General features: G+C 33.6%; 9 protein-coding genes. All 9 read right to left on the reverse strand.

Annotated features, from left to right (window positions below; genetic code table 11):
* Window positions 1-61: 61 nt before the first annotated feature.
* On the reverse strand, window positions 62-412 hold the full coding sequence (locus LPC23_RS01040; protein WP_229325671.1) for a cytochrome C oxidase subunit IV family protein: 351 nt from the start codon (window positions 410-412) through the stop codon (window positions 62-64).
* A gap of 18 nt (window positions 413-430) precedes the next feature.
* Complete coding sequence (locus LPC23_RS01045) at window positions 431-1,408, reverse strand: cytochrome c oxidase subunit 3 (RefSeq protein WP_229330386.1); 978 nt, start codon at window positions 1,406-1,408, stop codon at window positions 431-433.
* Window positions 1,409-1,451: 43 nt separating this feature from the next.
* Window positions 1,452-2,033: a cytochrome c oxidase subunit 3 gene (locus LPC23_RS01050; RefSeq protein ID WP_229330388.1), complete on the reverse strand. Its 582-nt coding sequence runs from the start codon at window positions 2,031-2,033 to the stop codon at window positions 1,452-1,454.
* A gap of 3 nt (window positions 2,034-2,036) precedes the next feature.
* Window positions 2,037-2,939, reverse strand: a complete 903-nt coding sequence (gene cyoE / locus LPC23_RS01055; protein WP_229331605.1) for a heme o synthase — start codon at window positions 2,937-2,939, stop codon at window positions 2,037-2,039.
* 81 nt (window positions 2,940-3,020) lie between these two features.
* The gene (locus tag LPC23_RS01060) at window positions 3,021-4,160 is read right to left on the reverse strand and encodes an MFS transporter (RefSeq protein ID WP_229330390.1); all 1,140 of its coding nucleotides are present in this window, start codon (window positions 4,158-4,160) and stop codon (window positions 3,021-3,023) included.
* A gap of 24 nt (window positions 4,161-4,184) precedes the next feature.
* Window positions 4,185-4,589 (reverse strand): VanZ family protein, encoded by a 405-nt coding sequence (locus LPC23_RS01065; RefSeq protein ID WP_229330392.1) that lies wholly within the window; start codon window positions 4,587-4,589, stop codon window positions 4,185-4,187.
* Window positions 4,582-4,962 (reverse strand): glycine cleavage system protein GcvH, encoded by a 381-nt coding sequence (gene gcvH / locus LPC23_RS01070; protein WP_229325679.1) that lies wholly within the window; start codon window positions 4,960-4,962, stop codon window positions 4,582-4,584. Before gcvH ends, LPC23_RS01065 begins: the two co-directional genes overlap by 8 nt.
* A gap of 76 nt (window positions 4,963-5,038) precedes the next feature.
* The gene (gene sov, locus LPC23_RS01075) at window positions 5,039-12,202 is read right to left on the reverse strand and encodes a T9SS outer membrane translocon Sov/SprA (protein WP_229330394.1); all 7,164 of its coding nucleotides are present in this window, start codon (window positions 12,200-12,202) and stop codon (window positions 5,039-5,041) included.
* 24 nt (window positions 12,203-12,226) lie between these two features.
* Window positions 12,227-12,808: a Holliday junction branch migration protein RuvA gene (gene ruvA / locus LPC23_RS01080; protein ID WP_229325683.1), complete on the reverse strand. Its 582-nt coding sequence runs from the start codon at window positions 12,806-12,808 to the stop codon at window positions 12,227-12,229.

Genomic DNA, 12,808 nt, shown 5'->3' on the forward strand with positions numbered 1-12,808 from the left:
TTAGATTACAAAAATAAAAAAAGGCACGCAATGCGTACCTCTTTCATTAATTAATATCATGTTAAAAATTCCATTTAATTGTAGAATTTTTAAATATTTCATAAATATAATCTCCTTCTGTTAAAAGAATAAAGAGTAGGTAAATTACTAAAAAAACAACTGGGTAAACTACCGAATTTCTTAACCAACTTGTCTCGCCTTCAATATGCATAAAAGCCCATACAATATAATATGCTTTAAAAATTGTTAATGCATAGAATATCCAGTTCAATAAATTCATTCCTAAAACATTATTCATAAAAAGTGAATCTGGTTTTAGTATCCCTAAAATTACTTCAACTATAGTTACAAGTGAAAGAATTCCGAAAACTTTCCAAATTCTAGCTGTATTTGATACGTGATCGTGTGACATTGTTATTGTTATTAAAAATTAAACAAGGTAAAATACTGTAAATACAAACACCCAAACTAAATCAACAAAGTGCCAATATAAACCTACTTTCTCTACCATTTCGTAACTTTTTCTCTTTTCATAAGTTCCTAATAAAACATTAAAAAAGATAATAATGTTAATTATAACTCCAGAAAATACGTGGAAACCGTGGAAACCAGTAATGAAAAAGAAGAAATCAGCAAATAACTTACTTCCATATTCATTACGAATAAGGTTAGCTCCTTCCACTACATAAGTAGCATCTTTAAGTCTAGCTATAGATTCTTGACGTGATAAAACTTCTTTCTTTTTTTCTTTTGTAATAGTCTCCGTTCTAATCAATAAATCTGGATGAGCTTCAAAACCAGCTTGAACTTCAGCCACAGAATAAGAAGGCAATGTAGGCTCTTCCATAAACCATTTGGCTTTGTTTCTAGTTAATTGCTCTCTTTCTTCAGGAAGTGTAACGGCAAAATCTGCTAAAGCAACTCTATGCCCATCTTTATCCACAAATTGAAGAATACTTCCTCCTTTAGTTTCAACTGCACCGTATTCACCTTTAATAAAATTTTTCCATTCCCAAGCTTGAGAACCAACGAAAATTAAACCTCCAATAATGGTAAGAAACATATAAATTGTCACTTTCTTTTTGTTCAATTGATGTCCAGCATCTACGGCCAAAACCATTGTAACAGAAGAAAATATTAATATGAACGTCATTAACGCAACATAATACATAGGAGCAGTAACTCCATGTAAAAAAGGAAAGTGTGTAAACACCTCATCAGCCAAAGGCCATGTTTCAATAAACTTAAATCTTGAAAAACCATAAGCTGCTAAAAATCCAGAGAAAGTCAAGGCATCTGATACGATAAAAAACCACATCATTAATTTACCATAACTTGCTCCCATTGGCTCATTTCCGCCTCCCCAAGTTTTTTCTTCACTGTTTGCAGTAGTAACTGTCGCTCCCATAAAAGTTAATTCGTTAAAAAGTTTTCAAATTTACGTTTTTTTCTTATTTAAAGAAAAATAAAAATAAAAATAAATAAACCCACAGAACATCAAGAAAGTGCCAATACATCGCACCTAGTTCAATTCCAATAGTTTGAGTTGAATTGTATTTTTGTTTAAAATGATTATAAATTATAATTAAAAGTGAAATAATCCCTCCAGCCAAGTGCAACAAATGGACTAAAGTTACTATGTAAAGGAAAGTTGTAGTTATTGAACTAGCTTGTCCAGTAAAATAATAACCCTCAGCAATAATTTGATTAAATCCCAAAAACTGAAGTCCCACAAAAGAACAACCTAAAAGAAGTGTTAACAATAAGTACATAGATGTCTTACTATTTTGATCTTTTCTAATTGCTAATTTAGCCAGGTGAAATGTTACACTACAACCAATTATTACCAAAGTACTCCAATAAAAGGCTGTTGGCAATTGAAAGTCTTTCAACCAGTCAGCTCTTGACTTACTTACAACAAAGGCACTTGTAATTCCAGCAAACATCATTGTCATACTTGCCATAGCAAATAATAAAATTAGTTTGGCAGATCGTTCTTTTCGTTTTTTTTCTTCTAAAACTGATAATTCCATAATTTATCTTAAAAATTTATCTACTATATAAACCAATTGTAATAACGTAATATAGGCAACACTTACTAACATTAATGTTCTTGCTGATTTTGGGGTTCGTAATTGATACAAACGTATTGCGTAAACTAACATCCAAATACCTAATAAAAAAACAAATAATGCGGCCCAAGGGGTTAAATACAATTGCCCTGTAAAACCTAGAACAGGTAATAATGAAGCTATAATTAACCAAACCGTATACAAAATTATTTGAAGTGCAGTTCCTTTATCTTTTTTCCCTGTAGGCAACATAAAAATGGACGCTTTCTCATAATCTTCATATAAGAACCAACCAATAGCCCAAAAATGAGGGAATTGCCAAAAAAACTGAATCAAAAAAAGTGTTCCTGCTTCTATACCAAATTCACCCGATGCAGCTACCCAGCCTAACATAAAAGGAATAGCTCCTGGAAATGCACCAACGAAAACTGATAATGAAGTAACCGTCTTCAATGGGGTATATAAACTAGTATATAAAAATATCGAAATAGCACCAAACATGGCTGTTTTCGGATTAATTGTATACAATAAAATAATACCAATAATAGTCAGCAAAAGAGCTATTGCAACAGCAACATTAGAACTCATTCTTCCTGCGGGAATAGGTCTATTTTTTGTCCTATCCATTAACGCATCAATATCTTTTTCAATCACTTGATTAAATGCGTTAGACGCACCTACCATACAATACCCACCGGCTGCTAGTTTCAACAAAACAAAAAAATCTGAAGTGTGAAATTCTGGCAAACCAAGAACAAAACCAGCTATTGATGAGAAAACAACACTCACTGCAAGACCGGCTTTCGTGATCGCTTTGAAATCTAAATAAACGGATTTAATTGTAATGGTACTCAATGTTTGTTGTATAAATCAGGCGCGAAGATACAAATTAGATTGTGAAATAAATCACATCTATTTTAGATTTATACGTTAAAAAAAACAAAATATTTAGTCGGTAGATTTATCAAATGTGATATATAAATAAGCACTCAATAGCACTATTACTAACTCAAAAAAAATCAAGGCTTGGATAATGCCTATCCAATCGGCTAAATACCCTAAAAATATTGCAGGAATGCCAAATCCAATATATCCAAAAAACATGTATCCTGATATCGATCTTGCTTTTTGAACACCTCCTAAATGAGCAATAATAGCCAACCCGCCTTGGTAACTAAACCCGTATGCAGCCGACCCAATTAATGCAGTTCCGGTCAGCACAATAGCCAATTGCCCTAAGTAGCAACCTAGAATAACCAAGCTAAAACCAAGTGGAATTAGTAAAAACCCAAGTTTCAAACTTGTTTTGGGTTGAAAATATTTTCGAACAAAAGGTTGTAAAAAAGCACCAGTCCAATTAATTAAAACCAAACAAAATCCCGCATAAGGAGTAAGATTAAATAAAGCTAATTGAGATGGAATTATAGCAATTACGACTCCCGTACTAGCCCAGCAAATGGCAATAGATAAATTTACCGGAAAATAACCTTTTGGAAAATAAGGCAATCGAACTAAAGAGCCGCCTATTGGCGGAATAGCAGGAAGAAAAAATGCAAGGATTATCCCAATAGCCGTAATGAAAAGCGCTATAAAATAGGTAATTGGCGTAAGTGAAAAATGAATTAGTAAAGCGATACTTGTCATGAATGCCCCACCGCTAAATCCTATTGCAGTTGCCATAGAAGTAGCATTAGCTGCTTTCACAGAGCTTTTGGGGTCTGTTTTCAATAGTTCTGCAATATACGCTGTTCCTGTGCCCATACTCAAAGCCAAAGCTACTCCTTGAAAAAATCGAGAGAAGATCAATGCTATTACTGACGGAAAAATTGTAATTATCAAAGTAGAACAAAATGCCAAAACCAAACTAAACAACAAAACCGGTTTCCGACCTAATTTATCCGAAATACCTCCTAAAAAAATATAACAGGGTAACATCCCTAAAATATAAGTTGCTAAAACTAGGGAGGTTTGTCCATTATTTAATCCGTCATTTTCAGCATACGGTCTAAAAAGAGGCATGGCTATATTGACCGCCAAGGTGATTAAGAAAAGTGAAAACGAAACAATTGATTTTGGATGAATTTTCATTTTATAAATACTAAAAAATCCCACTTAAAAGCGGGATTTTATATCGGATGAATTTTGAATATATTTTGAACGCTTACCAACAGTTATAAATACAAAAGCAAGTATTGAGCCAACAAAATTTGCCATTATATCATAAATATCTCCGCTTCGTGTCAAAGTTATTTTAGTTTGTAAAATTTCAATTACTATTCCAAATAATAATGAAAGTACGACTGAAATAAAAAGAAGTTTCTGTTGATTACTTTTCTTAACTTGTTTTTCAAAAAACAAATACCAAAGCACTGTAAATACAAAATGAAAAAATGAATGCGCTATTTTATCTAAATGTGGAATCGAAACAGTTGGAATATCACTAGAAGGTGTTAAACACAAATAACTAACTAGGAAGGACCAAAATAATGCAATCCAAAAAAAATAATTTTTAAGCACCAATTAAATCTTTGTAAGAATCACTAGTAAGCAACGTATCTAATTCAGTCATGTCAGAAATTTTCACTTTAATCATCCAACCCGCTCCATAGGGATCTGAATTAACACTCTCAGGTGCGCTCTCCAATGCATCGTTGAACTCAATAATTTCTCCAGAAACAGGTAAAAATAAATCAGAGACTGTTTTTACAGCTTCAACCGTACCAAATACCTCATCTTTTGCTAAAGTTTGATCCAAACTTTCTACTTCAACATAAACTATGTCTCCTAATTCTTTTTGAGCAAAATCAGTAATTCCAACTGTTGCAACATCTCCATCGATGCTAACCCACTCGTGATCTTTTGTATACTTTAAATGTACTGGTATATTCATAATAGTATTAAATTGTTTATTTTTTAACTAAAACAAAGGTAACATCTTCATTGGAAAATTAAATTAATTTTTCAATTTAATTTCCAAAATTGTATCGTAATGTAAACCCAGATCGAATATTGGTTAGTGGAAATGTTGTTGAAACCACGGCTTGTGAAAATGAATGATCATAATAAAAAATAGCCGTTAAGTTTTTACTCAAAACATAATCCGCAGTTAATCTTAATGTCCAAATATTCTGCCCTGCTGCTAACTGGTTTTTATCATAATCTAAATACCTCACGATAGTTTGATTATCTCGTAATGAAAAATCAGCTCTTAGATTGATGTCGCTTTTTATAATTCCAGTTGGATTATCCGCTAAACGAGATGAGAAAATAACATCCTTAAAACGGTATCCAAGTCCAATTATATATTCTACCCCTTTAACTTCGGTTAATAAATTATTGTCAAAACTCATTGACAAAGCTCTATCTTTTTTAACTTCGGTTAGCAACTTAAGCGAGTTTTTTAGTTCAAAATCCATTCGTATTAGCGGACTAAATTGTTCCACTAAATTAACGTTGGACATAATTGTTGCATTAAAAAAATTATTGTTCTTATCCAATCCATTTGGATCCTTATCGTATTCAAAATTGGATCGAAATGCATTTATGGTATAAGATGCTCTATAATTATGTTGTAAAGAAACCCGTCTGAAGATTTTCTTGAAAAATTCGTAACGCATAAATCCATTATACTTTAACGACCAGTTAGGTAAAGGGATATTTTTAAATATTCCAAGTGAGGAATCAGAGGCACTACTTCCAGAATAAGCAGCAATAAATGCTGGCAATAAAACTGCTTGGTTATTTTTACCATAGCCCAATGGAAATCCGTCAGGATCAATGTTAATTGGGTTTGTAATATCAATACCTCTTTCAGTTGCTAAGCGATTGGCCACTATTAATCGGTTTTCTCTAAAATCATTAAATGCATCAGATGAAATAGCGTCAGTTGTAGAAAAAGACGTTTTAATTAGTACTGTAGAAATAGAAAAAATTCCGGTATTAAAAGGAGATCGAGAGTTATAGACTCCTCTATCCACATCAAATTGCTCAGTAAAATTAGATGAATACGATCGGTCTAAACTTAAATCAATTTTTAAATCGGGTAAAACATCCATATTGGCTGTTGCTTTAAAAATTTTATTTTGAACTTGAGTAAAATTTTGATTGAATTCTGGATAATTAGTAAGCCAACCGTTTTTTGCAGCTTCAAAACGAATATCATCTTGACTTCCAAAGACAAAACCCAATGAAGGTCGAGTAGTTCCAAAAAAACCAATACCTGGAGTATAACCTGGTAAAACCGTTCCGCTGTTAACGGTGTAATTCATTTGAACATTTTTTAAACTTGTCAAGACTCCTATCAATCCATCCATAAAAGCATTTTCTTTACTTTGTTGCGCTGCAGGTGCCTTAACAATTTTCTCCCCTGGCTTTGGTGGTCCTGATCTCGGACGTGCATTGGAAACCCCTTTAGATTTTGTAAGACCTAAATACTTATAGAGCGTTTCCATATTGAATGTTGTATTTAGGGTGTTGGAACTAGCATTTTGAATGGTGTTCCCCAAATTAAAAGTAGCTCCGTCTATTTCAATTCTCGACAAAGCCTCCGAGGCACGTTGCCAACTAAAATCAGCCGTATAAGCGTAATTTGCCTTAATGAAACTAAAAAGTGGTATTTTATTGATTGGTAATTCGTAATTAATAATCATTTGTTGCATATGCTGATTCGGCGTACCAATATTCCAATAATCATCCCAAACCGTTAGGTCTTCAATTAAGGTATTGTCTGGATTCAAATAGCTTTTTACAATATTACCAGATGCTGCTGTGTAATTTAATTTTAGTGATTTTGAAAAATTAAAATTAAAACCGTATTGGTAATTAAATGCATAGTTTCGTCTAAACAATGGATCTAAACCTATACCCTCAATACCCTCGACTTGTCTAAATTGCTGACGGTTGTATTGTCTGATTATATCGGTATTAAAAGAAATATTTGAGGGTAAATAATTAAAGTTAAAGTCTTGCAATAGCTTCCAATAACTACTTTTTTTCATAAAGGAAGCTTTTTTAAATGGCTCTGCTGGTTTTGAATTAAACGTATATGCAAAATCTACAGAAGTTGATGTTTGCTGGTCAACATAATCCTCAATTTCAAAATCGTGTCGTTGAACTTCATTTATTGACTGAGAAAAAGTAAAGTTTTCAATATCGTACAAATGCGCTTTCTTTTCTGAAGCACGCTCTTTACGTACACCAATAAAGTTAATACTAGATCTTTTAGTATAGTCAATAGCTCTATTTCTAATATTTCGCACACTAGCTTCATTTGGCGTATTATCAATCAACTGATTTAATCGGATATCTTGATTAAAAGGATCGTATTCAGGAGTAATAATTTCTTCCCCAACAGCATAATTAAACGGTAAATTGATTCCCCAAGTTTTCGGCAGTAATTTTCCTAGATTAAAATTAGAGACAATTGCGTACTGTAACATATCTTCACGTAATCGCTGATTAGGCCCTTGTTCTAAATTACCAAAACCAATTGTACTTTTCCTACCTGAAGCAGAAACTGTTGCAAAATCAGCCATATTGGAATCGATGTTTAGAATGGCTGCCATACCGCCTTTATTATCCATATCGGACAAGCGTAATTCATTAAACCAAACTTCACCTTTAATACGTCGGCTATCTTCATTGCTTTTTACACCAACCATTAAGGTTCTGACCAACCCAAAGTTGGGATTTCCTTTAATTCCTAATCGTAGTTTATTCGTTTTATTACTTAATCTAGGGTCTAATTCATCCTCAGTTTGATAATAAATTCCGTCCAATGGTAAGGTGGTCGGATCAATATTCATATATTGAATTTTTAACTTAGTCAAAAGCTCTAGTGCTAAATCTATTTCGTTTTCTTCAGGCCAAACTGCTTCTGGACTTGAAGGCGCACAATTTGAATTTGTTGACGAAGAAGGTAATGTAACTTTTAACGGAATTTCAATTTGATAGAAATTTTGAGTGAAATCATTTCCTATTCGAATAAAACCTATCATTTGATTGTCCCTAATTGCAATTTCATTTGGTAATGATTCAGCGTGTAAAAACATTTTCAACTTGTTAAATTGACGCATGTCCACACTTACATTTTTAAATACCGCTCTAGCGTCCCCGGTTTCTAGTCCGTCACCACCTATTCGCAACGATAGCGATTGTTCGTCTTGATTAATTATAGTATTATTGTTGAATAATTGTTCTCTTACAACTCCTGGAGGCGTAACATAATTAATTGGACATCTTTCATTATTCTGTTGTAAATTAACTGCCAATACATCCAATTCTGTTCTATCGTCATCTACATTTGTATCTCTTAAATCAAGGGTGTTTGTAAAACGTCTCCACTCTCCCCTCACGAGATCTAAGGCTCCAAATCGAACTGTTAACGGAGATGAAAATTCAGTCATAAACATCCTCATAAAACGAATCGATCGAAAGTCAGAAATATTTCCAATTGTGTTTTGGGGTTGCGTTACTGGAATTTTAAATTGAATCCATCTTGCTTGAGTTGACTCTCCATTTGGTAATTCAACCTCAGTATTTCTAATATCGGTAATGTAATTTTCGCCTATTTGCATGTTAGGCTTCATATCAATTCCGTATTCGTAATAGGCGTTGATAGTATTCATGGTATTGTCTCTGTTGATGTCTTCAGCATCTGGAAAAGTAGTTGCTCCTCTATTGGGCGTATCGATTGAAACTGCAGAATTTCCATCTGTTCCATTGTAATTTTTGTATCGCTCGATTACGTCACCTGAAGAATTCAAATAAAAATTATAATCATCCGCAGCCGGGTCGGTTTCTGTTGCATAATTAGAATAAACCGTTGCCTCATCATCATTTTTTAAACCATCTAAACCAATATCTTGATTGAATCTGTTTGTAGGATTACTATCAAAGGTATAAATTAAAGATTGTGATGCTGGTGCATTTCCCCATATAGGTTTTGGATTAGCTAAAACCTGATCTGGGCCCAATCCATTCTCATACTGTTTTCTACCATCTTTCAAAACATCCTCGGATATCTCTCCTAAGTTGAAATATATTTTACCAGAATTTGAAATTGGTGTAGCTCCTTCTCCCACATAAGGGTCTAATACCCAAAACTGAATGTATTCTACGTTAGCCTGCTCAAAATTAGTAGAATTAATAGCTCGCATAATTCCCCCAAAATTAGATTTTGGATCTGCTAGAAAATTGGGATTGTTATTGTAGGGTCCTCTCTCATTCGGAAAATAACTTAAGTCCAAAGTATTAATTACTTGGGTTTGGCCTTGAGCAATATCGGTTAATGGAAATAATTCTTGACTAAAAACTCTTCTAGTAGCATTTAATGACAAATCATCTAAACTCAAACCAGCAGGACGTTGCGTATAAAAAACAGGATCAATTGAATACCATGACAACTTTGCTCTTTTAAATCCATAGGACAAATCATTTGCCTTTTCGTTAAAATTATACCTGCTTTCGGCGTCATTTGCAGGTGTTGAAGACAAGGACCAAGCTAGAGGTGATCTCATATCAATAGTTGACTGAGATCCTTCAAAATCATCTACATAAATGGTAGACTCTCCTTCAAACCTATCTGCTTGAGGCGTATCTGGCTTTAAAAAGGCAACCTCTCCTTTTACTGAAATATTAGAAGGAACATCAGTGTCAATATTCGGTAATTTATTGGCTAGACGAGTCAAAAAAGGCACCTCAGCAGAAAAATTAGTGTTGAAACCAAAAATGGAATTATTAACCGACTCTTGACCAAAACTTGACTTTTGAGTAAACGGTCTCTCCGTCAACTTTAAAAAAGTAGCTCCTACTAAAAAATTTTCTGAAATTTTGTGCTCCAAATTAACACCCATGAAACGTCTTGTTTGTTGGCCAAAAACAGAGTTATTTTCCAACGAAACCTCAATTGGAGTATTAGAAGCTTGGAGGGATGCATCAAGAATTTGCACTCTACCCAATTGGTAATTTACACTGTAATCCACACCCTCTACCAAAAGTCTTCCTCCAGCCGAAACCCTCACTGAACCTTGTGGGACGTTAAATGCACCGATAGGAATTCCATCACCTGTTGATGATTTAAATCTACCGCGCAATAAAAATTTATTTTTTTCACTGTCTTGTAATGCCCCTGCTTGGGTATTGCGATACATGTTTTGAAAAACATATTTCTTTTGATTGGGGTTGTAACTATCAACATCACTGTACCTTTCACCCGATCCTGAATTGGATAATTTTTTAAATAAAAGTTCTCCAAATGGCTCTTTAACGGTAAATATTATTCGGCCATTCTGCGCATCTATTGTTAAGCCCGGCATAAAATCAAAGAAACCATCACCACCAACTTGAGGGTCATTATTGAAATTTAGCTTATCTAAATTAAATACTTTTAACAATGGGGTTTCGGCTATTCTGTCCTCTATTGATGGATTTACTGGAAAAGGCGAACCCGCAACAGGAGTTATATAATTTAATGGCGAAGGGTCTGAATATAAAATATTAAACCTGAAATCTTCTTTCTTTAATTGATAACCTCCAGGAATTTGATAAATGTTTTTCATCATCAAGTTCCAAATCGGATTTTTTACATTAGTTAAGTTGCTTTTCAACATTTTAAGCACTAAACTTTGTGTAATTATAGCTTGTGTTGCAGGAGTATCTCCAACAACAGTAGTTGCATCAATACCATCGTTTCCAAATTCTCCAACTTGATACACTTTATCTCCAATAGTATATTGGTAAGCTACAGCAAGTACCTCATCATTTGCTAATTTTTGTTGCAGCGATATATAGCCTAACTGCGGATGAAAACTATATTCATTAGGATTTAATTTTCTGGCATTCTCTAACTTTGAATAATCTTGACCTTCGCTTACAGTTCCGTTAAAGCCCAAATTTGCTGTCGCCATTTCACGAATATTTGAATTCAGCAAGCCCGAACTGACTTTGATTAAATCAGGATCATAATCATTATTAGTATTGTCTGTAGGCGAATCAATAGGATTGTTAAACATTGATGCAGAAGGATTTAAAACTACAATTTCGTTATCAGGAACTCCTGATAATCGACCTTCTCCTAAATCTTGTATTGCAATTATATTTCTAATATTATTGTTCGTAGTCGTGACACGATTTTGTCTATTGGTCAGCCAAACTTCTAGCCTTGTAATTTGGACTCTACTATCAATAAATGGATAATTCTTTAAAGCCGCATCGTATTTGTGTCTAAAATATTGCGATAAAAAAAAGTGTCTGTCGGCATCGTAATCTAAAGCAAAGAGATCAAAATTTTGAACAGTTCCACCTCCTTCAGCTATCAAACTTCTGGTTTGTGAACGCTGTTCAGAAAATACGCCAGTAACTGAAGTTCTTCCAAATTGCAATTTAGTCTTTACTCCAAATAAACTTTGAGAGCCTTGAATTAATGTGCTATTTAACGGCATTGTTACGTTTCCTATTTCTATATTTTGAATGATGGCATCATCACTCGCACTATAGGTTGGGTCGTAAGCAATTTTAAATAAATTTTGAAATGAAAAAGTAGATTGCGTATCGTAATTTCCGGTTACATTTAACCTCTTACCCACTTTACCTGTTAATCCTAAACTGATTCTCTGGTTGAAATCAAAAGTAGTATTGGTTCTATTTCTTGGCGAAAATGCGGGATTGTCTTGTTTTGTATGTCGAATTCCCAGATCCATTTCAACTGAACCTGTTGGTTTTACATCAATTGTATTTCCTCCGAAAATAGTTTCAAAAAGACCTGACTTAACGTAATATCTAGGTAATAAATCTTTTTTTGCAGCATCTGCTCCCTCTTTTTTGCCATCAACAGCATCTGCTTTTGTTCTAAAGTAAGAACGCATGGATTCCTTGAGCATTAACTTTTCGTACTCTTGCGGTGTTAAGATAATAGGATAGTCTACAGTAAACCCATCAACAGAGTTTTTGTAAATGTACCTATCAGAGATAGGATCGTAGCTGTAACCTGACAGAACGCTCTTGGGGTTTTTAATTGCAATTTTACCAACCGAAAACCCTTTTTTAACAGTATCTTGAACAGAAGTTGTCTCTTGTGCTTGAACTGCGTTTATCGCAATTAGCAAAAGCATTAGATGACAAATTTTATTCATTAATTTAAACTTTTTACTAAACAATTACAAACTCTTTAATGCCTTTTTAATAATCGATTCTACGGAAGCATCTGGATCTTCTTTGATGATTTTTTCAACCACTTTTTCAGACGATTTACGAACAAAACCTAAAACCTCCAAAGCAGATAACGCTTCATCTCTGTTTGTATTGTTTAAAACCATAGAAACTTCATCTAAATCATATAGTTTAAGCACTTTATCTTGTAAATCTAAGATAACCCGCTGAGCCGTTTTTACACCAATCCCTTTGATTGATTGCACAGTTCCAACATCTCCAGAGGCAATAGCTTGAATTATTTGCTTTGGTTCTAATGAAGACAGCATCGTTCTGGCTATACTTGCTCCTATACCCGATACCGATAATAGCATTTTGAAAATTTCACGTTCTGATTTTTCAAAAAAACCAAAAAGTGTGTGTGCATCTTCTTTAATTTGAAGATAAGTAAACAATTTAATTTGGTCAGTACTCGGAAGTAAAGAATACGTATGTAACGATATATTGATATGATACCCTACCCCACCACAATCAATTACAACTTCGGTTGGATTTTTTTCAACTAATTTTCCTTGTATGTGCGCTATCAT

It is taken from the genome of Flavobacterium ammonificans (genome assembly GCF_020885975.1).
Classification (GTDB): Bacteria; Bacteroidota; Bacteroidia; order Flavobacteriales; family Flavobacteriaceae; genus Flavobacterium; species Flavobacterium ammonificans.